The following is a 22,763-nucleotide window of genomic DNA, read 5'->3' as shown; positions in this document are numbered from 1 at the left end:
ATGACCCAAAGCCAGCACATCATGATCGTCGACGACGAGGCCCCGGCCCGGGAGATGGTCGGCGATTACCTCAAGATGCACGGCTTCACCGTGACGCTGTGCGACGGCGGCAAGTCGTTGCGCACGGCGATCGACGGCAGCATGCCCGACCTCGTCGTGCTCGACCTCAACATGCCGGAGGAAGACGGGCTCTCGATCATCCGCGACCTCAAGAGCCGCATCAACGTTCCGGTGATCATGCTGACGGCGACGGCGAGCCCGATCGACCGCGTCGTCGGCCTCGAGCTCGGCGCCGACGATTACGTGGCCAAGCCGTGCGAGCTGCGTGAGCTGATGGCGCGCATCCGCTCGGTGCTGCGCCGGAGCGCGCCGGCGAAAGCCGTGGCCGAAACGGCGGCTGCGAAATCGGACAAGGAGCAATTGGTACGGTTCGGGACGAAGTGGCTCGATCTCGAAGCGCAGGCCTTGCGCGACGACGAGGGCAACGAGCACCCGCTGACCGCATCCGAGTTCGGGCTCTTGAAGGTGTTCGCGGCTAATCCGAAGCGCGTGCTGTCGCGCGAGCGCCTGCTGGAATTGGCCAATGCGCGCGACGCCGAAGCCTTCGACCGCGCCGTCGACCTGCGCATCATGCGCATCCGCCGCAAGATCGAGCCCGATCCGGCAAAACCCGCCGTGATCCGCACCATCCGCGGCGGCGGCTATCTGTTCTCGCCGGCGGGCGAGAAGGCGTAAGGCCCCATCGTCGTCCTGGCGAAAGCCAGGACGACACGGGGAGTGCGAACGCAAACCACCCACGGTGTCGTCCCGGCGAAGGCCGGGACCCATACCGCGTGATCCATCGGCGGGTGCGGTGCTTGTACCACCCCAAAGACTCTTCACTGCCTGTCTTCGCTAAACCACGACCTGTGGTTATGGATCCCGGCCTTCGCCGGGACGACATCGAGATTGCGGAAGCGGCGAACGCAAAAGCCCGAAATACGTTCCCGGCCCCTCCGCTCGTCGCCTAATCCCCACCCCCGTATTTTCCGTACGTTGAAATTCCACGCTTTTTTGCCCCGAATGTTTCGTCGCGGCTAATACGACGAAACAATTTGATGGCGCACGAAACCATTTTCTCCTTTTCGTGCAGACGTCCCGAAACGTTGGCTCATTAACACTTTGGTCCAAGGAAACGCCGCTCGGTTGCGGCGCTACGGGGAGCCAAGTCAATGCCGAACGTCATCGCCATCAACGCCCAAGCCAGCCAGAGCATCATTGCCGCTCAGGCGACCTCGGACGACATGCTTCTCGAAAGCATTGCCGACGGCAACCGGACGTCCATGCACATCCTTTATTGCCGGCACAATGTGCGCGTCTACCGCTTCATCCTGCGGATCGTGCGCGACGCCACCACGGCGGAAGACCTCGTCAGCCAGGTGTTTCTGGACGTGTGGCGGACCGCCGGCCAATTCCAGGGCCGCTCGCAGGTTTCGACCTGGCTGCTCTCGATCGCCCGCTTCAAGGCGCTGACCGCGATGCGCCAGCGTCGCTTCGAGGACATCGACCAGGAAGACGTGCGTCAGATCGCCGACGGTTGCGACACGCCGGAGACCTCGCTCGACCGCAGCGACACCAGCGCCATCCTGCGCGCCTGCGTTCAGAAGCTGTCACCCGCGCATCGCGAAATCATCACCCTCGTCTACTACCACGAGAAGTCGGTGGAGGAGGTCGGACAGATCATCGGCATCCCGCAGAGCACGGTGAAGACCCGGATGTTCTACGCCCGCAAGCAACTGGCCGAATTGCTTAAGGGCTGCGGCGTCGAGCGCTTTGCCGCCTGAAGCTTAGATATTTCAAGGGGATAGGGCGCTGGTTTTGGGCCTGTCCCGGACACGGAAGTGTTACCGCCGACGAAACAATTGAAACAAAGCACAACATCAGGCGGAAAAACTTCCCTCCTATAAAGCTCACATACGGTTTCGTTAAACCTCCCAAGACCTCCAACGACCCGGACGGGATGCCCCCCCTCCGGGTCGTTTTGTGTTTGGCTTGGTTCAGGTGCCGGCCTCATGGTTTCGAGACGCCCGCTGCGGCCACCCGTCACGAAGGCGTGACGCGGGGTAACGACTGCCTCTCTCATCTCGAACAGCCCTCGTGACCCCATTCACGAGTGCCCCGATGCTCGAACTCACCTTCGCCGTCCTCGCCGGCATCCTCACCATCGCCGCGCCCTGCACGCTGCCGATGCTGCCGATCCTGCTCGGCGCCTCGATCGGCCGCAGCTCGCATCTGCGCCCGGCGATGATCGCGCTCGGCTTCGTCATGTCGTTCTCCGCGACCGCGCTGTTGCTCGGCGCCATCACGCGGCTGTTTGATTTCGATCCGAACGTGCTGCGCGAGGCGGCGTCGATCCTGCTGCTCGGCTTCGGCCTGTTGATGCTGTGGCCGGCGCCATTCGAATGGCTGTCGATCCGGCTCAACGGCTGGCTCGATCTCGGCAACTCCGGCGCCACGCAGCGCGAGGGCGCGCTCGGCGGGCTCGTGCTCGGCACCACGCTCGGCCTGGTCTGGACGCCCTGCGCCGGGCCGGTGCTCGGCTCGATCCTGACGCTGGTCGCGACGACTGAGAAGGCGACCTGGGCCGGCACGCTGCTTGTCGCCTACGCGATCGGCGCGGCTCTTCCGATGCTGGCGATCGCTTATGGCGGGCAGGCTGCGACCACCCGGGTGCGCAGTCTCGCGCGCATCTCGCCGCGGCTGCAGCAGGGCTTTGGCGTCGTCGTGATCGGTTTCGCCGTTGCCGCCTATTTCCAATACGACACGCTGATCGTGGGGTGGCTCACCGGCTTCTATCCCACCGGCCAGATCGGCCTGTGAACATCGCGCATCTCAACCGGAGGACTCGTCCATGACTTTCAAACTGCTCGCCGTCTCCGCCGCACTGGTCGGCATCGCCGTAACCGGCGCCGTCATCCCCGGCATCTGCGACGAGACCGCGCGCGCCGTTCCTGTCGTCACGGCTGCCGCAAGCCAGCAGACCGCGCCCGACTTCACCGGCATCAACAACTGGTTCAACTCGAAGCCGCTCAGCCTCGCCGACCTCCGCGGCAAGGTCGTGCTGGTGGACTTCTGGACCTATGGCTGCGTCAACTGCGTCAACACGCTGCCGCACGTCACCGAGCTCTATGCCAAGTACAAGGACCGGGGTCTCGTCGTGGTCGGCGTGCACACACCGGAATTCCCGTTCGAGCGCTCGGCGTCCAATGTGCAGGCGGCGCTGAAGCGCCACGGCATCACCTATCCGGTGGCACAGGACAATGATTCCAGGACCTGGAACGCCTACAGCAACCAGTATTGGCCGGCGCAGTACATTATCGACCAGAACGGCAAGATCGTGTTCCAGCACGCGGGCGAGGGCCGCTATGACGAGATCGACCGCACCGTGGCAAAGCTGTTGAACGCCAATAGCTAACCCCGGCGCGGGTCGCGCCGTTGTTGCTTGACTCCACGGACCCGTCCGTGGAGTTTCGCGGGCCACGTAATCAGCCGCCCGCGATGGACGACGCCACCAGCAGCACTGACATTCGCCTTCGTGAAGGCGCCTCGATCGCGCAGCGGCTGGTCATGTCCGGCTTTGCGGCCGCCGTTGCGCTGTGCTTCACGCCGGGCCTGTTCACGCACGACACTCTGGAGGTGATCATCTCCGTGGTCGCGCTGCTGGTGGGAGCGGCGTTCGTCGGAATCATCATGCTGGCGCCGGCGGTGGTGTGGATCATCACGCCGGACGAGATCCTGATCGGGGAGCAGCGGCCGTTTGGAAAGCTGCGGACGCGGATCGTCGCCAAGGACGACATCAGGGGATTGCAGGTTCCCGGCAGCAAGAGGGCGAAAGCGCGCTTCCAGCTCGCCTTCACGCTGGCCTCCGGTGAGCGCCTGACATCGCCGCCGATTGCCGACGTCACGCACGTGCACGACACGGTGGCGCGGATCGCCGCGCAATTCGACGTTCCCGACGTCGAGTCTCCGGTCAATCCGCTCGATGCCAGCAATCCCGAGATGCGTCTCGGCGATCCCCTCGAGCCGTTTTCCACGAGGGACATCAGGATCGTCGCACTGATCGTCGTCGCATTGTGCGCCGTTCCTTACGCCTACAGGCTCTGGCGTGGCCTGTCGCCGGGGCCGGTCGACATCATGCTGCTGCCGGTCGGCGCAATCGCCGCTTTCGGCGTTTTCCGTTATGCCAACCTTGTGACCGGCGCCTTCTGGATCATCCGCCAAGGCGACATCCGCGTCGAACGCCTGTGGGGCGACGGCACGTTGCGCGCCGACCACATCGAAGGGCGCGACGTGAAGACGATCACGGTCGAGCGCCGCGGCCGGTCCGAGGACGAGCACTGCATCGTCGTGATCCGATTGCAGTCCGGGCAACGGTTTCGCAGCCCTCGCATCGGCTCTCGGCCTGAGGCCCGGGCCGTGGGGACGGAGATCGTCCGGCGGCTCGGGATTAAGCCGGAGAACAACCAGATCTAGCTGGCATCTCGTGCGAGTTGGCGAAGTTTGATCTCGCGGCTCGCTCGGTCTGAGCCTCTCCCGCTTGCGGAAGAGGGAGCAGATCGTGCCCGGCTCACTGCTTTTCGCGCCATCCCCTGTTTGTGGCATTGCGCGCGGTCCGTCAAAAAACCAAAGCATTCTCGTGACATACCAGCCGGGCGCGCCATCAACTTGCCATGAAGCTGCCGCTGGGTTCAGATGGTTCCGAACGATATTCGCTGTGGCAGTGGGGGAGAGCTTGAAATGACGGATTTTCGTCGCCTGACCGGGATATTTGTGGCTGCAATCGGCCTGATCCTGTCCGCGCCCCATGCCTACGCCCAGCAGCCCGACCGCGGCGACGAGCCGGGCCTGGTCGCCGACGATGCTTTCGAGCTCGATCCGGAATGGCAGAAGCAGGTCGTCTACTTCCGCACCACCGAAGCGCCCGGCACGCTCATCATCTCGACGGCCGAACGGCACCTCTATCTGGTGCAGCCCGGCGGTCGTGCGATCCGCTACGGCATCGGCGTCGGCCGCGATGGTTTTCAGTGGCAGGGGCTGGTGAACATCACCAACAAGAAGGAATGGCCGGACTGGACGCCGCCGCCGGAGATGATCCAGCGCCAGCCCTATCTGCCGCGCTTCATGGCCGGCGGCCCCGGCAATCCGCTCGGCGCGCGCGCCATGTATCTGGGCACCACGGTCTATCGCATCCACGGCACCAATCGGCCCGACACGATCGGCACCAAGGTCTCCTCCGGCTGCTTCCGGCTCGTCAACCGCGACGTCGCCGATCTCTACGATCGCGTCCCGGTCGGCACCAAGGTTGTCATCCGGCAGAAGCCTGAACTCTGATCTTCTCGCCCTGGCGAATATTCCTTTTCCCGATTATTTCGAGAGAGCAACATGATGCGCACTTTTCGTGGCGGCCTGCTGATCGGGCTCGCAGTCGCCGTGCTGGTCGCTGTCCTGGCCATCATCTATGAATTCTACGACACCCGCACGCTGAAGCGGACCGTCCGCCGCGGCGAAGTGCTGTGCGGCGTCAACAAGGGCCTGCCGGGCTTCTCGATCCCCGACGACAAGGGCAACTGGACCGGCTTCGACGTCGATTTCTGCCGCGCGGTGGCCTCCGCGATCTTCAACGACCCGAGCAAGGCGAAATTCGTCGCGCTCGATGCCAGCGAGCGCTTCAAGGAATTGCAGAGCCGAAAGGTGGACATCCTCTCGCGCAACTCGACCTGGAGCATGGCGCGCGAGCTCGACTACGATCTCTATTTTCCCGCGGTCGCCTATTACGACGGCGCAGGCTTCATGCTGCCGCGCGCGCGCAACAAGGAAACCGCGCTGGACCTGACCGGCAGCAAGGTCTGCGTCCAGACCGGGACCACCACGGCGCTCAACGTCGCGGATTACTTCCGTGCCAACAACATGAAGTATGAAGAGGTGAAGTTCGACAAGCTGGACGACGTCGTGAAAGCCTACGACACCGGCAAATGCGACACGCTCTCCGCCGACGTCTCCCAGCTCTACGCGCTGCGGATCAACCTGTCGAAGCCCGGCGACCACATGATCCTGCCGGACATGATCTCCAAGGAGCCGCTCGCCCCCGTCGTGCGCCAGCGCGACGACGACTGGATGATGATCGTGAAGTGGACGCTGTACGCGATGATCAACGCCGAGGAGCTCGGCGTCTCCTCGGAGAACATCGACGAGGCCCTGAAGTCGAAGAAGCCGGAAGTGATGCGGCTGGTCGGCACCGAGGGCAATTACGGCGAGCAGCTCGGCCTCACCAAGGATTGGGTGGTCCGCATCATCCGCCACGTCGGCAATTACGGCGAGATGTACGAGCGCAACATCGGCGAGAAGTCGAAGCTGAAGATCCCGCGCGGCATGAACCAGCTGTGGAATGCGGGCGGCGTGCAGTACGCACCGCCGGTGCGGTAAGGGGTCTCTCCGCCGTCATTGCGAGCGGAGCGAAGCAATCCAGAATCCCTCCGCGGTGACGGTCCTCGCGAGGACCGTAGCCCGGATGGAGCGCAGCGCAATCCGGGGCGATCTCGCCGCGTGGACAGAACCCGGATTTCGCTGCGCTCCATCCGGGCTACGAGCCTCAATATCCCCGCGCCCTTGCCAGTTGCTCGGTGTGGTAATTGGCGTCGCCGAACAACTCCTCGCACACGCGCGCGCGCTTCATGAAGAAGCCGATGTCGAACTGGTCGGTCATGCCCATGCCGCCATGCATCTGCACGCCTTCCTGCACCGCGCGCGTGGCGGTGGTGCCGGCGCGGGCTTTTGCCACTGCGACGCTTGATGCGGCCTTGGCGACGTCCGTATCGAGCGCTTGCAGCGCCTTCATCACGGCGGCGCGGGTGATCTCGATGTCGACATAGAGCTCGGCGGCGCGGTGCTGCAGCGCCTGGAATTCGCCGATAAGCTTGCCGAACTGCTTGCGGCTCTTCAGGTACTCGACGGTGCGGTTGAACACTTCTTCGCTCAAGCCCACCATTTCGGAGGCCACCGCGCCGCGCCCGATATCGAGCACGCCGTCGAGCAGCGCACCACCCTGGTCGACTTCGCCGAGCACGCTGTCGGCGTTGACCTCGACATTGGCAAGCTCGAGCCGCGCCGCATTGTGCGCGTCGACCATGATGGTGCGCTCGATCGCAACGCCCTTGGCCTTCGGGTTGACCAGGAACAGCGTCAGCCCCTCGCGTTCGCCGGCCGAACCCGCAGTGCGTGCCGCGACAATGAGAAGATCGGCAACGTGACCGTCGACGACGAGCGCCTTGGCGCCGGAGAGCCTGAAACCGTTGCCGGCGCGTACGGCCTGGAGGCTGGTCTGAAGCGGGCGATGTTTTGCGCCCTCGTCGATCGCGAGCGTCGCGAGCAGGGAGCCGTTGGAGATCTTCGGCAGATATTCCGACTTCTGCGCGGCATTGCCACCACGGTTCAGCGCCGAGGCCGCGACCACGCTGGTGGCAAGGAAGGGCGACGGCATCAGCGTGCGGCCGATCTCCTCCATCACCACGCCGGCCTCGACATAGCCGAGGCCGCTGCCGCCGAACTCTTCCGGCACCAGCAAGCCGGCAAAGCCCATCTCGGCGAAGGAATGCCAAAACTCCCTGGAGAAGCCGGTGGGGTCCTTGCTGTCGCGCAGATGCCGCAAATGCGACACCGGCGCCTTGTCGCTGATCAACCCGCGCGCGCTGTCGCGGAGCATCGATTGTTCTTCGGTGAGGACGAGGGCCATGTGCGTGTTCCAACAAAGTGCGGTTCGACTGAATTCGGTGGTTGAACCTCATGGTGAGGAGGCGCCACCGGGTCCGCGTATGCGCGGCCCGATGATAAACTCCGCGCCGTCTCGAACCATGTAGGCCCGACTCATCCTTCGAGACGCGGCCTGACGGCCGCTCCTCAGGATGAGGACTTTTGCTAAGCCCCCGGCAGATCGAGGATGCGCTTGGCGACAATGCCGAGCATGACCTCGGTCGTGCCGCCCTCGATCGAGTTGGCCTTGGTACGCAGCCAGGCGCGCGGACGCGCTCCTTGCTTCGAACGTTCACTCTCCCATTCCAGTACATCGAGGCCGCCGGCCGACATCAGGATCTCGTATCGGCGCTTGTTGAGCTCGGTGCCGTAATATTTCATCGCCGACGAGAACGCCGGATGCGCCTGACCCGCCTTGGCGAGATCGACCGCGCGCTCGGCGCAGGCTGCAAGGGCGGCTTCATCGACGTCGAAGCTGGCGATCCGGCCGCGCAGCATGGAATCGTCGAGCCGCCCCAGCGCATCGGTGCCGACGGAATCGGCCGCGATCTGGCCGAGCGGACGGCCGACGCCGCGCTCGCCCATCCCGGATATCATCGCGCGCTCGTGCTGGAGCAGATATTTGGCGACGTCCCAGCCGCGGTTGACGGTGCCGACCACATGCGATTTCGGCACGCGGACGTTATCGAAGAAGGTCTCGCAGAACGGCGAGTAGCCGGAGATCAGCAGGATCGGCTTGGTCGTCACGCCCTTCGAGGTCATGTCGAACAGGATGAAGCTGATGCCGTCATGCTTCTTCGCGGCGGGATCGGTGCGAACGAGGCAGAAGATCCAGTCGGCGTAGTTGGCGTAGGACGTCCAGATCTTCGACCCCGTGATGACGAAATCATCGCCGTCGCTCTCGGCGCGGGTCTGCAGCGAGGCGAGATCGGAGCCGGCGTTCGGCTCGGAATAGCCCTGGCACCAGCGGATCAGGCCAGCCGCGATCTTCGGCAGATGCTCTTTCTTCTGGGCGTCGTTGCCGTATTTCAGCAGCGCCGGCCCGAGCATCCAGATCCCGAAGCTCGACAGCGGGGGCCGCGCGCCGATTCGTCCCATCTCCGCGCGCAGCACCTTGTGCTCGGCGGCGCTCAAGCCGCCGCCGCCGTACTCCTTCGGCCAATCGGGTACGGTCCAGCCCTTGTCGCGCATGCGCTCGAACCAGATGCGCTGCGGCTCGGACGAGAATTTTGCGTTGCGTCCGCCCCAGAACACGTCGGCGTCGGACGTCGCTGGCTTGCGCATTTCCGGCGGACAATTGGCCTCGAGCCAGGCGCGCGTTTCGCTGCGGAATGTTTCGAGATCGGCGGTCTCAGTCTCGCTGGCCCTGGCGTCAGTCATTGGTCGTTTCCATCAATCTAAATCGGCTTGTTGGCCGCGACTCTGGGCCAAGCTCCCGCGGAATTCAACCACTTCCGTGTCACGCATCCGCTATAGTCGCCGCGACGGCGAAGCTTGAAAACAAAGAGGAAACAACAATGCGCCTGAAACTTCTTTCGCCTGGCGAAATGAACGAGAGCCAGCGGCAGACCTATGACGAGTCCATTGCCGGCAAGCGCGGCAAGCCGCCGGCGCCGATGATGGCCTGGCTCAACAGCCCCGACATGGCCCGTCACGCCACGCGGCTCGGCGAGGTCCTGCGCTACGATACGATCTTTCCCGCAAAGCTCTCGGAGATCGCGATCCTGGTGACGGCGCGGCACTGGACCGCGCATTACGAATGGTACGCGCACAAGCGCCTGGCGCTTGCCGGAGGCATGGATCCAAAAATCATCGACGCGATCCGCGATCGCCGCACGCCTGTTTTCGACGATCCCAAGGGGAAGATGATCTACGACGTCGCGAAGTCGCTGCATGAGGGCCACGGCGTCGAGAAGGGCCTCTATGATGAGGCGGCGAAGCTGCTCGGCGAGCGCGGCGTGGTCGAGGTGATTGGTCTCTGCGGCTATTACACAATGGTGTCGATGACGCTGAACACGTTTGAGTTCGAGCTGCCGGAGGGCGAGGTGCGGGAGCTGTCGTAAGTTGCCTATCCGGAAACGCTGGGTTTCGGGATCGGCCGGTAGCACTGTCCCGGGCCCGGGCTTATGTGGAGTTCATCAACGGAGCAGCCGCATGTCGCAGAACCAAGCCGTCGCCGCCGGCACCAGGATCGGCCACGTTCACCTCAAGGTCGCCGATCTCGATCGCGCGCTGGGCTTCTATTGCGGCGTGCTCGGCTTCGAGCTGATGCAGCGGATGGGCTCCGGCGCGGCCTTCATCTCGGCCGGCGGCTATCATCACCACATCGGGCTCAACACCTGGGAGAGCAAGGGCGGCTCGCCGCCACCGCCCGGCACGACCGGGCTCTATCACACCGCAATCCTCTATCCGACACGGCCGGCGCTAGCGGATGCGCTGCACCGCGTGCTCTCGGCCGGCATTGCGCTCGACGGGGCCAGCGACCATGGCGTGTCCGAAGCGCTGTATCTGCGCGATCCGGACCAGAATGGCGTGGAGCTGTATTGGGACAAGCCGCGGGAGCAATGGCCGTTCGGGCCGGACGGCAAGCTTTCGATGTTCACGAAGCGGCTGGATGTGGAAGCCCTGTTGAAGCAGCGCGAGGGTTGACGCCGTAGTGATTGCGTAGGGTGGGTTAGCCGAAGGCGTAACCCACCTCTTTCGCCTCCGCGGAGGCAAACAACGGTGGGTTACGCTTCGCTAACCATGATCAACGCTGCCGCTACCAGCTCCAGCGCAATACACAGATAGAACGGCAGCTCGTAGGCGCCGGAGAAATCGCGCAGAAAACCGACCACGCCGGGGCCGAATGCATAGGTCACCTGGTTGATCGCGGTGTTGAGGCTGATCAGCACGCCGAACGAGGCGGAATCGAACTCCTGCTGCACGATCAGCGACGGCAGCGTGATGAGATTGCCGACCGAGAAGCCGAACAATGCGCAGGCCGCGATCAGCACGTAGTCATTGTGCAGATTGATGACGACGAGAAGCGCCACGGCCTGGCTCAGGAACGACAGCGCCGAGGCGAGCCGCTGGTTGAGGCGGTCGATCACCAGCGAGAACAGCACCCGGCCGATCACCGCCATCGCGGTCAGCACCGCAACCGCGACGGCCGCGCGCTCGCGCCCGATCACGGGATCGAGGAACGAGATCAGGTGGACGATGAAGCCGACCTGCGCGAACAGCACCAAAGCAAAGGCAATGGTCACGGTGAGGAAGCCGACGTCGCGCAAGGCCTGGCTACGGATCTGCGCCGACGATTGCGGCTTCGTTGTCGTCGCGGCGCGCCGGCCATGGAGATCGGGCGGGCGGCCGACGACAAACAGGATCACCGGCACGAGCAGCACCAGCATGGCGCCCGCGACGATAAACATCGCGGTGGCGAAACCGACATGACCGATCAGGGTCACCAGCAGCGGCACACCGACAATGCCGCCGAAGCTTGCGCCGTTCAGCGCCAGGCTGATGGCCATGCCGCGCTTCTGGTCGAACCACAGGCTGATCGTGTTGGTGATCATGGCCAGACTCGTGCCGGCCCAACCGAAGGCGAGCACGGCGTTCGCGAGATAAAGCTGCCACGGCTCGCGCACCGCGCCGATCGCGACCGCGGCGGCCGACATCGCCAGCGTGCCCGCGATCAAGCCGAGGCGCGGGCCGTATTTGTTGACGGCTTCGCCGACGAAGACGACGAGCAGCGCGCCGAACAGATAGAAGAACGTCGTGCCGGACGAGATCAGCGAGGCCGACCAGCCGTGCGCGCGCTGGAGCTCGGCGACATAGACGCTCTGCCCGTAGAAGCCGAGCCCCCAGCCGAAGGTCGCGAGCAGGAAGCAGACCGCGACGATGCGCCAGCCTTCGTAGCGGAGAGAGGATTCGTCGACGGATCCATCGTGCCGGGGATTGTCGAGCATTTGCGCTTGTCCTTCGTTTCCCCCGCGAGCGCCTTGCTTCACGCTCGCCTGTTCATGACGAGCATCATGTAACAACCCGGACTCCGAAAATCACTTCGACCTGGATCGAACTATCAACGCTGCTGACAGCCTCCCGCCATCTCAGATCGCGTCCGGGAACTCACCCATCGCTGCGTCCAGCCGCGCTTTGCGGCGGCGGGCAAAGGACGCCAGCGAGAGCACGGCGAGACCGAGCAGCACCGGCGGGAACACCACCATGTTCACCGCGGACCAGCCGTAGCTGGCGAGCAATTGTCCGGACGAGAACGAGCCGATCGCCATCATGCCGAACACCAGGAAATCGTTGAAGGCCTGCACCTTGTTGCGCTCCTGCGGCCGATGCGTCTCCAGCACCAGCGCGGAGGCGCCGATGAAGGAGAAATTCCACCCCACACCGAGCACGATCAGCGTGGCCCAGAAATGCATCGCGGTGATGCCTGATAGCCCGATGCCGGCCGCGCCGGCCTCCAGCAGCAGGCCGGCGGCAACGACCTTGCGCGCGCCGAAGCGGGCAATCAGCGCGCCCGTGAAGAAGCTCGGCCCGTACATGGCGACGATGTGCCATTGAATGCCGAAATTGGAATCGGAAACGCTCAACCCGCACAGCTTCATGGCGAGCGGCGCCGACGTCATCACCAGATTCATCATGGGGTAGGAGATGACGCCGCACAGTGCCGCCGCGACGAAGCGCGGCTGGGTCACGATCTCGAGCAGCGGCCGCCCGCCGTGAAGATCGGCCGGTGCCGGCTTCGGCATGTCGACACCTGCGACGATGCCCATCGCGATGAGCGCGACGGCGGCCTGGACCAGGAAGCTGAAGGCGAACAGATAGGGCTGCCAGACATCCATGGTCCATTGCACGAGCTGCGGACCGAGCACGCCGGCGAACACCCCGCCCGCCATCACCCAGGACACCGCCTTGGGCCGATACGCAGCACTGGCGCCGTCGGCGGCAGCGAAGCGATAGGACTGCGCCACCGCGCCGTAGAGGCCGCCGAGAAAAGTCGCCAGACAGAACAATGGAAACGAAGCGTGCAGGATCGCGAACGAGCCGAGCAGACCGGTCAACGCGCCCAGACCTGTGCCGACGATGAAAGCCATTCGGCGGCCGAAGCGGCGTGAGATCGCGCCGGTCGGCAGCGTGCCGGCGGCGAGGCCGAGCACATACATCGAGATCGGCACGGTCGCGAACGAGACGTCGGGCGCGAGCGTCGCGCCGACGATCGCGCCGGTGGCGAAGATCACCGCCGAGTTGGCGCCGGTCAGCGCCTGCGCGGCGGCAAGGCGCACCACATTGGCGCGCACGCGGGCGTCGGCGGCGATCTCATTGGCTGCAGTCACATCCAGCATCGGCATTTCCGCCCCAACGGGCTTTCGAGGGGCTTTCAAAGGCTTTCAAGGAGCTCGCTTGATTCCCGGCACTATGGCGGGGCGCGGGAGGGCGGGCAACCGGCGCAAACGGGCGCAGGCCATGTCTCTGACGCAATCGGGCCGATGATAATGGGCCGCGCACTTGACGGCTTGCGCTCGATCAAATCCTATCCGCCGCAATCTTCCGGAGTTTCGTTCATGTCCGTCGACGACAGGCCTACGCTCAGCGCTCCCGACGACGATCCCTGGCTCTGGCTGGAGGAGATTGAAGGCAAGCAGGCGCTCGATTTCGTCACGCGGCAGAACAGCCTGACGCTCGACGCGTTCGGCGGAGCGGCCTTCGCGCGCGACCGCGACCTTCTCGCGGCGATCTACGATCGTCCGGACAACATTCCCTATGTCAGCCGGCGCGGCGACGAACTGCACAACCTCTGGAAGGACGCCACCAACCCGCGTGGCCTGTGGCGGAAGACTTCGCTGGCCGAGTTTCGCAAACCGCATCCCACGTGGGAGATCATGCTGGATGTCGACCAGCTCGCCGCGCGCGAAGGCGAGGACTGGCTGCTGAGCGGCATCACCACACAGAAGGGAAGCTCGCGCGCCATTCTGGGCCTGTCGCGCGGTGGCAGCGACGCCGTCACCTTGCGGGAATTCGACCTCGACACCAAGAGTTTCGTCGCGGACGGATTTGCGCTGTCGGAAGCCAAGGGCGGCGTCGATTGGCTCGATGCCGACACGCTGCTGCTGTCGAGCGCCCATGGCGAAGGCATGGCGACTGCTTCCGGATATTCGCGGACGGTTCGGCTGTGGCGTCGCGGCCAGCCCTTCGATCAGGCGCAGGTCATCATCGAGACCACGGCCGATCATATGGCGATCTCCGGCATCGTCGACGACACCGCTGCGGCCCCGCGCAGCTGGATCGTCGACCAGATCGATTTCTTCAATCATGCACTCTGGCTGCGTGACGCCGACGGCACGACGACGAAGCTCGATCTGCCGACCGGCATCTGGTTGCAGGCGCATGGCGACTGGTTCGCGATGAAGCTGCGCGAAGCCTGGTCGATCGAGGGAAAAACCTATGCCGCCGACACTGTGCTCGGCATGTCGCTCTCGGGGTTCCTCGCCGGCAGCCGCGATTTCGCGGTCCTGTTCGAGCCGGAATCTCGCCGCGCCCTGCAAGGTCTGTTCTGGACCGGCGGCAAACTGGTGCTGTCGATCCTCGACGAGCTCCAGCCGCAATTCGAGATCTGCACGCCGTCTGGCACAAGCTGGAGCCGCGAATCACTCGGCGGCCTGCCGCAGATCGGCGTCGTCGACATCTGGCCGCTGGATCGCCATCCCTCCGAGAGCAATGGCGACCTGCTTGCCAATGTGCAGGATCCGCTGACGCCGCCGTCGCTGCTGCTGATGGAGCGCGGCGTCGCGAGCCCGACCGTGCTGAAGCAGGCGCCGAAAACATTCAATGCCGACGGCCTCGTGGTGACCCAGCACGAGGCGATCTCGATCGACGGCGAGCGCATTCCCTATGTGCAGACCGGCCCCAGCGGTGAGACCGGCGATGCACCGGTCTATATGAGCGCCTATGGCGGCTTCGCCCATTCGGTGAAGCCGTATTACAACGCATCGCTCGGCAAGCTGTGGCTGGAGCGCGGCGGCACGACGGTGCAGGCGAATTTGCGCGGCGGCGGCGAATTCGGCACGCGCTGGCACGATGCCGGCCGGCTCGCCGGCAAGAAACTGTCGCATGACGATTTCGCAGCCGTTGCCGCCGATCTCGTCCGCCGCGGCGTGACGACAGCAAAGCGCATCGCCGCGCAGGGTGGATCGAACGGCGGCATCCTCATCACCAACATGCTGGTGCGCTACCCCGAACGCTTCGGCGCGCTGTTCTGCACCATCCCGCTGATCGATATGCGCCGCTACACGAAGCTGCTCGCCGGCGCGAGCTGGATCGCGGAATATGGCGATCCCGACAAGCCCGACGAGTGGGACTGGCTGAAGACCTACTCCGCCTATCACAATGTCAAAGCCGGCCAGCCCTATCCGCCGATCCTGATTGCCACCACGCGGCGGGACGACCGTGTCCATCCCGGGCATGCGCGCAAGATGGCCGCAAAGCTCCAGGCGATGGGCTACGAGGCCTGGTTCTACGAGCCTGAAGCGGGCGGCCACGGCTACGGCAAGGACAACAAGGAGCGCGCCGGGTTCGAGGTGATTGGCTTTCGGTTCTTGAAGGACAAGATCGGGTGGAAGGACGGCGAGGGCTAGCGTTGCGGCGCTGACGTCTCCGGATCGTCATGGCCGGGCTTGTCCCGGCCATCCACGCCTTGGCTGGTGCACGAAGAACGTGGATGCCCGGGACAAGCCCGGGCATGACGACCTTCTATCGCGCGAATACCAAGGTCAGATTGTTCGCGGGCATGTCGATCGTATCGAGGAGGCGAAGACCTGCGCCGCGGGCGAGCGTCTCGACATCGGCGATGTCACGCACGCCCCAGTCGGGATTGCCTTCACGCAAGGAGGTGTCGAACACGGCGTTGCTGAGCGCTATGTGCTTGCCGCCGCGCTTGAACGGGCCGTAGAGGAACAGCTTGCCGTCGGCCCGCAAATAGCGGCCGGCGCCGGCGAACAGGCCCTCGGTGACGCTCCATGGCGCGATGTGGATGACATTGGCGCAGAACAATGCGGCAAGACTTGACGGCGCCTGCCCGCTTTTCATCTCCGGGCACCAATCGGGATCGGTGAGATCGATCCGCAGCGGCGAGCGGATGTTTTTCAGGCCTGAATGAACGCGCCAGGCCTCGATGCTCTTGAGGTGGCGCTGGTTGAGATCGCTGGGCCACCAGATCAGGCCGGGCGTGTGACGAGCGAAGTAGACCACGTGCTGGCCGGTTCCGCTGCCGAGCTCGACCACGTTGCCGGTGCAGCCGGCGAGATGCTTTTCGAGTGCCGCCCAGAGCGGCTCGTGATTGCGATGAAATGCCGGTGCATCGAGCCGCCCATCCGACTCGACCCGACCGCCATCCCTGCCGAATTCGACGACATATTCAGCCAAGTGAGGTCCCCTTGAAAAAACGAGAACGCGATGAAAACAGCATGAGCGGCAAAACGCTCAGGGAAACAGCCGGCCCGCGCCCACGGGCCAAATCGCTGAACAAATAATCTCATTAGTTGCAATGGGGAAGATATTAACTTCATTTTGTCGCGTGCATAGTCTTGATTGTCAGGCGGTGCCCTTTGTGCTTTGGAACGCTTCTATTTCGCGATCGAGACCATCGATATAACGCCTCGGAATGACGCCTTGACCGCCTTTTCCCGGACGCCCGTTCTGTTCATCTTGCTGGCCATTGCCGCCGGCCTCGCCAGCCCGGCGTGGGCGCAGTCCGCTGTGGCCGACGGCCAGAAGCTCGCTTTCGACCGCGGCAAGGGCAATTGCCTGACCTGCCACGTGATCAAGGGTGGCGACCTGCCGGGAACGATCGGGCCGGAACTGAAGGACCTCAAGGCCAAGTACCCCGATCGCAACGAGCTCACCGCGATCATTTTCGACGAGACCAAGCGCAACCCGCAGACCATGATGCCGCCGTTCGGCCGGAACCGGATTTTGACCGAACAGGAGATCAGCGCGATCGTTGATTTCCTGCAGACCCTGTGACTTCAGGCACGCCACGAGATTTGGTTGGGAGACCCGAGATGACCACACTCACCGGCCCAAGCGCGACGCGGCGCCTGATCCTTCAGGGCGCAGCCTCGGTCGCGCTGCTCGGCCTCGGCAATCTGCCGTTCGGCACCGCTCCCGCGCGCGCCGCGGCCAACGACAAATATCCGGAAGAGGCGTTCAAGCAGAAGAGCGAGGCGGACGCCATCAAGGCGCTGTACGGCAAAACCGCAGAGCCGTCCGACAAGGTCAAGCTGGACGCCCCCGAGATCGCCGAGAACGGCGGCGTGGTGCCGATCTCGGTGACGACGACGCTCGACAAGGTCACCTCGATCTCGTTCTTCGTGGCCGAGAATCCCAGCGCGCTGGCCGCGTCCTACAGGATTCCCGAAGGCACGATCCCTGCCGTCGCCAACCGGTTGAAGATGGCCAAGACCACCAACGTCGTTGCGATCGTGGAGGCCGACGGCAAGCTCTACAGCGCGACCAAAGAGGTCAAGGTCACCGTCGGCGGCTGCGGCGGCTAAGCGAGGAAGATCGAGATGGCATCCAGCATTCGCGTCCGCGCTACCGCCAACGGCGACATCACCGAGGTGCAGGCGCTGATCCAGCACCCGATGGATACCGGCTTCGTCAAGGACGCCAAAGGCGAGCTGATCCCGGCGCATTACATCCAGCAGCTGAAATTCGAATGTAACGGCAAGGACGTCTTCGTTGCCGATTGGGGCACCGCGGTCTCGAAGGACCCCTATGTCAAGTTCAGCTTCAAGGGGGCCAAGAAGGGCGACGATCTCAAGGTCTCATGGACCGATAACAAGGGTGCGTCGGACACAACCACCGCGAAGATCTCGTGATGAAGGCCCGCACCTCCATCCTGTTTGGTTCGTTGAGCGCCGCGCTCGTCGCCTTGGCCCTCACCTCTCCGCGCGTGGTGGCTGCCGACAAAGTCGATCCCGTTGCAGATGCGAAAGCGTTCCAGAACTTCTTCTTCCAGAAGTTCCCGACCGTGAAGCACGAGGACTTCGTCAACGGCCCTTATTCCATGAACGAGGACATGAAGCGGCAGTGGCAGGAGAAAGAGGAATTCCCGCCCTACGAGTTCGCGCTCGACGCCGGCAAGGAGATGTTCGCCACCCCGTTCAAGAACGGCAAGACCTATGCCGACTGTTTCCCGAACGGCGGCATCGGCATCCGCCAGAACTATCCTTATTTCGACGAGAAGGAAGGCAAGGTCGTCACGCTGGAGCTGGCGCTCAACCGCTGCCGCGAGGCCAATGGCGAGGCGCCCTATTCCTACGTCAAGGACGAGATGGCCTCGCTCACGGCGTACATGGCCTTCACCTCGCGCGGCAAGCCGATGGACATCAAGATCCCCGACGATCCGCGCGCGCTCGCGGCCTTCGAGAACGGCAAGCGCTATTTCTACACCCGCCGCGGCCAGATGAATTTCTCCTGCGCGAGCTGCCATGTCCAGAGCCCGGGCGAGCGCATCCGCGCCGAGATCCTGGCGCCGGCGCTCGGCATTCTGAACGCGATGCCGATCTACCGCTCCGAATGGAGCGGCATGGGCACGACCAGCCGCCGCTTCGTCACCTGCAACAGCCAGACCCGCGCGGTTCCGCTGGAGCCGCAGGCGGATGAATATCGCGACGTCGAATATTTCCTGTCCTACGTCGCCAACGGCCTGCCGATATCGGGACCGGGAGCGCGGCCATGAAGCGGTCACTTGCCCTCGCCATGGTGCTTGCCCTGGGCCTCGCGCCGGCGGCGCACGCGGCAAATGAGGCAGACTACAAGACGGCCTATTCCGCAGCCGAAGCTGCCGCGAAGGAGGCCGCCAGCTTGCGCCACCAATGGACCGTGACCGTCTCGACGCTGACCGCCGCAAAGAAAGCGGCCGATGGCGGCGATTTCGACCGCGCCGTCGCCGCAGCCAGGGAGGCCGAGGCGCTGGCGAAGGCATCGGTCTTCCAGGCGATTTCCGAAAAAGAAGCCTGGAAGGCGATGGAAATCCGCTAGACTGTTCGCTCCTGCAACAGCCTTGCGACCATGAGAGGGCGCGGAGAATTTCTGGATGGCGATCCGCCGCCGCGATTTCCTGAAAAATGCAGGCCTTGCTGCCGCATCGCTCAGCCTGCCACGGCTTGCGCGCGGTGCTGAGGCCGCGAGCATTTACGACCTCGAACGGTTCGGCAATGCGCGCATCCTTCACCTCACCGACACGCACGCGCAACTCAATCCGGTTTATTTTCGCGAGCCCAGCGTCAATATCGGGATCGGCCAGATGGCGGGACGGCCGCCGCACCTGGTCGGCCGCGCCTTCCTCGACCGTTTCGGCATCAGGCCCGACAGCGCGGACGCCTATGCCTTCAGCTGCTTCGAGTTCGAGAAGTCCGCAGGCCGCTTCGGCAAGCTCGGCGGCTTCGCCCATCTGAAGACGCTGATCGACCGCTTGCGCAGCGATGCCGGCGAAAAACACTCCATGCTCGTTGACGGCGGCGATCTCTGGCAAGGAACGGGACTCGCCAACATCATGCAGGGCCGCGACATGGTCGAGGCCGCAAACCTGCTCGGTATCGAGGCGATGACCGGGCACTGGGAATTCACCTACGGCGAGCAGGCGCTGCGCGACAATCTCGCACGCTTCAAGGGCGAGTTTCTGGCGCAGAACGTCTTTCTCACGGAGGAAGCCGCATTCAACGACGCCCCCGCCTTCGACAAGGCAACGGGGCGCGTGTTCAAGCCCTCCGTGATCAAGGAGCTCGGCGGCCATCGCGTCGCGATCATCGGCCAGGCCTTCCCTTATGTGCCGATCGCGCATCCCAAACGGTTCACGCCGGACTGGACCTTCGGCATCCGGGAGGAAGAACTCCAGAAGCATGTCGACGGCTTGCGCAGCACCGACAAGGTCGATGCGGTGATCCTGCTGTCGCACAACGGCATGGACGTCGATCTCAAGCTCGCAAGCCGCGTCACCGGCATCGACGTCATCCTCGGCGGCCATACCCATGATGCGGTCCCGCAGCCCATCGCCGTGAAGAATGCGAGCGGCACGACGCTCGTCACCAATGCCGGCTCCAACGGCAAATTCCTTGCCGTGCTCGATCTCGCGCTCGACAAGGGCAAGGTCGGCGACGTCAAATATCATCTGCTGCCGGTCTATTCCGAGCTGTTGAAGCCGGATCCTGGGATGGCCGAACTGATCGGCCGGTTGCGGGCCCCCTTCGTCACCGACTGGTTGGAGAAGATCGCGACGCCCGATCGCCTGCTGTATCGGCGCGACAATTTCGCCGGCCCAGTCGACGAGCTGATCTGCAGCGCGCTGCGCACCGAGCTCAACGCCGAGATCGCGCTGTCGCCGGGCTTCCGCTGGGGCGTCACCGGGCTGTCCGGCCAGGCGCTGACGATGGAGGATTTGCTCGCGGAAACCGCGATCAGCTATCCCGAGACCTATGTGCAGGAGATGTCGGGAGCCCAGATCAAGGACGTACTGGAAGACGTCTGCGACAACCTCTTCAACACCGATCCCTATTACCAGCAGGGCGGCGACATGGTGCGCGCCGGCGGGCTCAGCTACACCTGTACGCCGACGGCGGCGATCGGCAACCGCATCTCGGAGCTGAAGCTCAACGGCGGCAAGGCGCTCAGTGCCAGCCATCGATATAAGGTCGCGGGCTGGGCCTCGGTCAACGGCCAGCAAGGCGCACCGGTGTGGGATGTGGTGGCAAAATATCTGCGCTCGGGCCGGATGTTTCAGGAGCGGCTCGGCTCCGGCGTCACGCTAAAGGGCGTCGAGGGTAATCCGGGCATTGCAGGACAGGGATGATGCGGTCGCAAACCTTATCCGCGATGCTGCTGGCGCTGTTCGCCTGGGCGGCGATGCCGCCGGCGTTCGCGCAGCAGGTGCCGCTCCAGGACAAGCCGTTCGCCGAGCACAAGATCGTGCTGCAGCTCTCCGATGGCGATGCCAGGAAGCAAGCTCTGGTGCTCAGCGTCGCCAACAATTTGCTGAAAGCCTACGACCCCGACAAGGTCGCGATCGAGGTGGTGGCGTTCGGTCCCGGCATCGATCTCCTGTTGTCAGGCAGCGAGCGCCGCAAGCAGGTCGAGAGCCTGATCGCGCAAGGCGTACGCTTCGACATCTGCCTCAACACCGTCGACACGATCGAGCGGGAGACCGGCAAGCGGCCGGAGTTCATCCCCGCCGCCACGCCGGTGCAGGTCGGGGTCGGGCAGATCCTGTTTCTCAGCGAGAACGGGTACACGGTCGTGCGGCCGTAGTCTTGGGCCCACCCTCCCTGTCGTCCCGGCCTAGTGCGCAATGCGCACGGGGGGCCGGGACCATACCGCGAGGTCTATCGAGTGTGGGCGGTAGGAGTCCTGAACGACGAATCTTCGCCAAATTTCTCCCTGTGGTTATGGGTCCCGGTCCCCCGTGCGCATTGCGCACTAGGCCGGGACGACACCGAGTTTTGGGATAGCCCGAGCTCTACAATAAAAATCTTCTAAATTTTCTTATTTTAACAGCACATTACTTCTCTTTTCGAGCCGTAGCGTAGTAGGATTTGGAATCAGTTCCACGCCGGGTCTTGCCATGATCTTTCGCCAGCTCTTCGACAGTGTTTCGGGTACCTACAGCTATCTCCTGGCGAGCCGCCCCGGCGGCGAGGCGCTGATCCTCGATCCCGTGCTGGAGAAGGTCGACCGCTACTGCCAGTTGCTGCGCGAGCTCGATCTCAAGCTGGTCAAGGCCGTGGACACCCATCTCCACGCCGACCACGTCACCGGCCTCGGCGAGCTGCGCGACCGCACCCATTGCATGACCGTGATGGGCGACCAGACCAAGGCCGACGTGGTGGCGATGCGGGTTGCCGACGGCGACAAGGTGACGATCGAGGGCCTGGCACTCGACGTGATGTACACGCCCGGCCACACCGACGATTCCTATTCCTATTTGATGGGCGACCGCGTCTTCACCGGCGACACGCTGCTGATCCGCGGCACCGGCCGCACCGATTTCCAGAACGGCTCGTCGCGCGCGCAGTACGATTCGATCTTCAACCGCCTGCTCAAGCTGCCCGACGAGACCATGGTGTTCCCGGCGCATGACTACAAGGGCGACACCGTCTCCACCATCGGCGAGGAGAAGCGCTACAATCCGCGGCTCCAGGTGCGCTCGGTCGACGACTATATCGAGCTGATGGCCAATCTGAAGCTGCCCAATCCGAAGATGATGGACGTTGCGGTGCCCGCCAACATGCATGTCGGCCTGCACCAGGAGGAGCTGGAGAAAGAGGGCCGCGCGCTCCGCGCCGTCGAGGCGATCGGTAGCCTCGGCCGTCCCGATATCCTGCTGGTCGATTTGCGCGAGACCAATGAGCGGATGAAGCACGGCATGCTCGAAGGCGCGCTGCATACGCCCTATCCGTCCGTCGAGGACAGCCTCAAGCCGGGCGGCATGCTGCGCGAGGTCGCGGCCGCCACCGGCCGCCGCGTCGTGTTCTTCTGCGCCTTCGGCGAACGCTCTGCGATGGCTGTCGCCGCCGCCAAGGAGGCCGGGCTCACCAACACCGCCCACATCGCCGGCGGCATCGATGCCTGGAAGAAGGCCGGCGGGCCGGTGGTGCACTGACCGCCTTGCCGCCATTCTTGAGATAAATCAGCAGCTGCCCATATATTCAGGCTAGGACGGATGCAGCATCACCATCCGGGACCAGCCATGGCCAAGATCGGCAAATCGGGCGAGCCGCCCAAAATTGCGGACGACACGCCAGCAAAAGACAAGGCGAAGAAGCCTCCGCCTCCGCGCGACACCGACGACGATGATTACGAGGACGGCGACATCGCGACACCGAAGCGCGACCGCTACGGGCCGGATGACGAGCCGTTTTGAGGGGCTCGGCTCTTGCCACGCTCTCAACTGTCGTCCTGGCGAAAGCCAGGACCCATACCGCGTGATC

24 protein-coding genes are annotated in these 22,763 nt (G+C 64.1%); 19 read left to right on the top strand and 5 right to left on the bottom strand.

Annotation, left to right across the window (positions count from 1 at the left end):
• From AC0L3U_RS13520 to AC0L3U_RS13490, 7 genes are all read left to right on the top strand, one after another.
• Entirely contained in the window at nucleotides 1-735 is a 735-nt protein-coding gene (locus tag AC0L3U_RS13520) for a response regulator (protein ID WP_007597984.1), read from the top strand.
• Between the two features lie 476 nt (nucleotides 736-1,211).
• Nucleotides 1,212-1,823 (top strand): sigma-70 family RNA polymerase sigma factor, encoded by a 612-nt coding sequence (locus AC0L3U_RS13515; protein WP_018456005.1) that lies wholly within the window; start codon nucleotides 1,212-1,214, stop codon nucleotides 1,821-1,823.
• 337 nt (nucleotides 1,824-2,160) lie between these two features.
• Complete coding sequence (locus AC0L3U_RS13510) at nucleotides 2,161-2,859, top strand: cytochrome c biogenesis CcdA family protein (protein ID WP_473362088.1); 699 nt, start codon at nucleotides 2,161-2,163, stop codon at nucleotides 2,857-2,859.
• 31 nt (nucleotides 2,860-2,890) lie between these two features.
• Nucleotides 2,891-3,454 carry a thioredoxin family protein gene (locus tag AC0L3U_RS13505; protein WP_473362087.1) on the top strand — a complete coding sequence of 188 codons (564 nt, stop codon included), beginning with the start codon at nucleotides 2,891-2,893 and terminating at the stop codon, nucleotides 3,452-3,454.
• A gap of 83 nt (nucleotides 3,455-3,537) precedes the next feature.
• Nucleotides 3,538-4,512: a hypothetical protein gene (locus tag AC0L3U_RS13500; RefSeq protein ID WP_473362086.1), complete on the top strand. Its 975-nt coding sequence runs from the start codon at nucleotides 3,538-3,540 to the stop codon at nucleotides 4,510-4,512.
• Nucleotides 4,513-4,776: 264 nt separating this feature from the next.
• Entirely contained in the window at nucleotides 4,777-5,370 is a 594-nt protein-coding gene (locus AC0L3U_RS13495; RefSeq protein WP_354206045.1) for a L,D-transpeptidase, read from the top strand.
• 54 nt (nucleotides 5,371-5,424) lie between these two features.
• On the top strand, nucleotides 5,425-6,462 hold the full coding sequence (locus AC0L3U_RS13490) for an amino acid ABC transporter substrate-binding protein (protein WP_027514482.1): 1,038 nt from the start codon (nucleotides 5,425-5,427) through the stop codon (nucleotides 6,460-6,462).
• Between the two features lie 166 nt (nucleotides 6,463-6,628).
• Here the strand turns inward: AC0L3U_RS13490 and AC0L3U_RS13485 are convergent, their stop codons facing one another.
• Entirely contained in the window at nucleotides 6,629-7,768 is a 1,140-nt protein-coding gene (locus tag AC0L3U_RS13485; protein ID WP_473362085.1) for an acyl-CoA dehydrogenase family protein, read from the bottom strand.
• 182 nt (nucleotides 7,769-7,950) lie between these two features.
• Nucleotides 7,951-9,165, bottom strand: a complete 1,215-nt coding sequence (locus tag AC0L3U_RS13480) for an acyl-CoA dehydrogenase family protein (protein ID WP_473362084.1) — start codon at nucleotides 9,163-9,165, stop codon at nucleotides 7,951-7,953.
• Between the two features lie 137 nt (nucleotides 9,166-9,302).
• Between AC0L3U_RS13480 and AC0L3U_RS13475 the strand changes: the two genes are divergently transcribed.
• Nucleotides 9,303-9,848 (top strand): carboxymuconolactone decarboxylase family protein, encoded by a 546-nt coding sequence (locus AC0L3U_RS13475; protein WP_473362083.1) that lies wholly within the window; start codon nucleotides 9,303-9,305, stop codon nucleotides 9,846-9,848.
• 91 nt (nucleotides 9,849-9,939) lie between these two features.
• Entirely contained in the window at nucleotides 9,940-10,434 is a 495-nt protein-coding gene (locus AC0L3U_RS13470) for a VOC family protein (RefSeq protein WP_456767179.1), read from the top strand.
• Nucleotides 10,435-10,514: 80 nt separating this feature from the next.
• Here the strand turns inward: AC0L3U_RS13470 and AC0L3U_RS13465 are convergent, their stop codons facing one another.
• Both AC0L3U_RS13465 and AC0L3U_RS13460 read right to left on the bottom strand, forming a co-directional pair.
• Nucleotides 10,515-11,735: an MFS transporter gene (locus AC0L3U_RS13465; RefSeq protein ID WP_473362082.1), complete on the bottom strand. Its 1,221-nt coding sequence runs from the start codon at nucleotides 11,733-11,735 to the stop codon at nucleotides 10,515-10,517.
• A gap of 141 nt (nucleotides 11,736-11,876) precedes the next feature.
• A complete protein-coding gene (locus AC0L3U_RS13460) occupies nucleotides 11,877-13,124 on the bottom strand; it encodes an MFS transporter (RefSeq protein ID WP_456767177.1) in 1,248 nt (415 codons plus the stop codon).
• A 219-nt stretch (nucleotides 13,125-13,343) separates the two neighbouring features.
• Here AC0L3U_RS13460 and AC0L3U_RS13455 point away from each other — a divergent pair, with 219 nt between their 5' ends.
• The gene (locus AC0L3U_RS13455; RefSeq protein ID WP_473362081.1) at nucleotides 13,344-15,413 is read left to right on the top strand and encodes a prolyl oligopeptidase family serine peptidase; all 2,070 of its coding nucleotides are present in this window, start codon (nucleotides 13,344-13,346) and stop codon (nucleotides 15,411-15,413) included.
• A gap of 115 nt (nucleotides 15,414-15,528) precedes the next feature.
• Here the strand turns inward: AC0L3U_RS13455 and AC0L3U_RS13450 are convergent, their stop codons facing one another.
• On the bottom strand, nucleotides 15,529-16,200 hold the full coding sequence (locus AC0L3U_RS13450; RefSeq protein WP_473362080.1) for a DUF938 domain-containing protein: 672 nt from the start codon (nucleotides 16,198-16,200) through the stop codon (nucleotides 15,529-15,531).
• Nucleotides 16,201-16,446: 246 nt separating this feature from the next.
• Here AC0L3U_RS13450 and soxX point away from each other — a divergent pair, with 246 nt between their 5' ends.
• From soxX to AC0L3U_RS13405, 9 genes are all read left to right on the top strand, one after another.
• Entirely contained in the window at nucleotides 16,447-16,800 is a 354-nt protein-coding gene (soxX, locus tag AC0L3U_RS13445) for a sulfur oxidation c-type cytochrome SoxX (RefSeq protein WP_473362079.1), read from the top strand.
• Nucleotides 16,801-16,838: 38 nt separating this feature from the next.
• Complete coding sequence (soxY, locus tag AC0L3U_RS13440) at nucleotides 16,839-17,330, top strand: thiosulfate oxidation carrier protein SoxY (RefSeq protein WP_473362078.1); 492 nt, start codon at nucleotides 16,839-16,841, stop codon at nucleotides 17,328-17,330.
• A gap of 15 nt (nucleotides 17,331-17,345) precedes the next feature.
• Entirely contained in the window at nucleotides 17,346-17,657 is a 312-nt protein-coding gene (gene soxZ / locus AC0L3U_RS13435) for a thiosulfate oxidation carrier complex protein SoxZ (protein ID WP_204513134.1), read from the top strand.
• Nucleotides 17,657-18,520, top strand: coding sequence for a sulfur oxidation c-type cytochrome SoxA (gene soxA / locus AC0L3U_RS13430; RefSeq protein WP_473362077.1), 864 nt, complete (start codon nucleotides 17,657-17,659; stop codon nucleotides 18,518-18,520). Before soxZ ends, soxA begins: the two co-directional genes overlap by 1 nt.
• The gene (locus AC0L3U_RS13425; protein WP_473362076.1) at nucleotides 18,517-18,822 is read left to right on the top strand and encodes a hypothetical protein; all 306 of its coding nucleotides are present in this window, start codon (nucleotides 18,517-18,519) and stop codon (nucleotides 18,820-18,822) included. The genes soxA and AC0L3U_RS13425 overlap by 4 nt, the downstream gene beginning before the upstream one ends.
• A gap of 55 nt (nucleotides 18,823-18,877) precedes the next feature.
• Nucleotides 18,878-20,629, top strand: coding sequence for a thiosulfohydrolase SoxB (soxB, locus tag AC0L3U_RS13420; RefSeq protein WP_473362075.1), 1,752 nt, complete (start codon nucleotides 18,878-18,880; stop codon nucleotides 20,627-20,629).
• Entirely contained in the window at nucleotides 20,626-21,084 is a 459-nt protein-coding gene (locus tag AC0L3U_RS13415) for a DsrE family protein (protein WP_473362074.1), read from the top strand. The genes soxB and AC0L3U_RS13415 overlap by 4 nt, the downstream gene beginning before the upstream one ends.
• A gap of 313 nt (nucleotides 21,085-21,397) precedes the next feature.
• Entirely contained in the window at nucleotides 21,398-22,435 is a 1,038-nt protein-coding gene (locus AC0L3U_RS13410) for an MBL fold metallo-hydrolase (protein ID WP_473345688.1), read from the top strand.
• Nucleotides 22,436-22,522: 87 nt separating this feature from the next.
• Nucleotides 22,523-22,696, top strand: a complete 174-nt coding sequence (locus AC0L3U_RS13405) for a hypothetical protein (protein ID WP_473362073.1) — start codon at nucleotides 22,523-22,525, stop codon at nucleotides 22,694-22,696.
• Nucleotides 22,697-22,763: the final 67 nt, after the last annotated feature.

The organism is Bradyrhizobium sp. Kon69 (assembly GCF_055807515.1).
The sequence above is the reverse complement of the archived record's forward strand: the minus strand, read 5'-3'. Positions and strand labels throughout refer to the sequence as shown.

Bases quoted from the DNA above. Each gene is read 5' to 3' on its own strand.
- AC0L3U_RS13415 (WP_473362074.1), top strand. From the start codon at position 20,626: ATGATGCGGTCGCAAACCTTATCCGCGATGCTGCTGGCGCTGTTCGCC.
- AC0L3U_RS13465 (WP_473362082.1), bottom strand. From the start codon at position 11,735: ATGCTCGACAATCCCCGGCACGATGGATCCGTCGACGAATCCTCTCTC.
- AC0L3U_RS13490 (WP_027514482.1), top strand. From the start codon at position 5,425: ATGCGCACTTTTCGTGGCGGCCTGCTGATCGGGCTCGCAGTCGCCGTG.
- AC0L3U_RS13510 (WP_473362088.1), top strand. From the start codon at position 2,161: ATGCTCGAACTCACCTTCGCCGTCCTCGCCGGCATCCTCACCATCGCC.
- AC0L3U_RS13485 (WP_473362085.1), bottom strand. From the start codon at position 7,768: ATGGCCCTCGTCCTCACCGAAGAACAATCGATGCTCCGCGACAGCGCG.
- AC0L3U_RS13455 (WP_473362081.1), top strand. From the start codon at position 13,344: ATGTCCGTCGACGACAGGCCTACGCTCAGCGCTCCCGACGACGATCCC.
- AC0L3U_RS13500 (WP_473362086.1), top strand. From the start codon at position 3,538: ATGGACGACGCCACCAGCAGCACTGACATTCGCCTTCGTGAAGGCGCC.
- AC0L3U_RS13410 (WP_473345688.1), top strand. From the start codon at position 21,398: ATGATCTTTCGCCAGCTCTTCGACAGTGTTTCGGGTACCTACAGCTAT.
- AC0L3U_RS13425 (WP_473362076.1), top strand. From the start codon at position 18,517: ATGAAGCGGTCACTTGCCCTCGCCATGGTGCTTGCCCTGGGCCTCGCG.
- AC0L3U_RS13470 (WP_456767179.1), top strand. From the start codon at position 9,940: ATGTCGCAGAACCAAGCCGTCGCCGCCGGCACCAGGATCGGCCACGTT.
- soxZ (WP_204513134.1), top strand. From the start codon at position 17,346: ATGGCATCCAGCATTCGCGTCCGCGCTACCGCCAACGGCGACATCACC.
- soxA (WP_473362077.1), top strand. From the start codon at position 17,657: ATGAAGGCCCGCACCTCCATCCTGTTTGGTTCGTTGAGCGCCGCGCTC.
- AC0L3U_RS13520 (WP_007597984.1), top strand. From the start codon at position 1: ATGACCCAAAGCCAGCACATCATGATCGTCGACGACGAGGCCCCGGCC.
- AC0L3U_RS13480 (WP_473362084.1), bottom strand. From the start codon at position 9,165: ATGACTGACGCCAGGGCCAGCGAGACTGAGACCGCCGATCTCGAAACA.
- AC0L3U_RS13505 (WP_473362087.1), top strand. From the start codon at position 2,891: ATGACTTTCAAACTGCTCGCCGTCTCCGCCGCACTGGTCGGCATCGCC.
- AC0L3U_RS13495 (WP_354206045.1), top strand. From the start codon at position 4,777: ATGACGGATTTTCGTCGCCTGACCGGGATATTTGTGGCTGCAATCGGC.
- AC0L3U_RS13405 (WP_473362073.1), top strand. From the start codon at position 22,523: ATGGCCAAGATCGGCAAATCGGGCGAGCCGCCCAAAATTGCGGACGAC.
- AC0L3U_RS13475 (WP_473362083.1), top strand. From the start codon at position 9,303: ATGCGCCTGAAACTTCTTTCGCCTGGCGAAATGAACGAGAGCCAGCGG.
- AC0L3U_RS13515 (WP_018456005.1), top strand. From the start codon at position 1,212: ATGCCGAACGTCATCGCCATCAACGCCCAAGCCAGCCAGAGCATCATT.
- AC0L3U_RS13460 (WP_456767177.1), bottom strand. From the start codon at position 13,124: ATGCTGGATGTGACTGCAGCCAATGAGATCGCCGCCGACGCCCGCGTG.
- soxB (WP_473362075.1), top strand. From the start codon at position 18,878: ATGGCGATCCGCCGCCGCGATTTCCTGAAAAATGCAGGCCTTGCTGCC.
- soxY (WP_473362078.1), top strand. From the start codon at position 16,839: ATGACCACACTCACCGGCCCAAGCGCGACGCGGCGCCTGATCCTTCAG.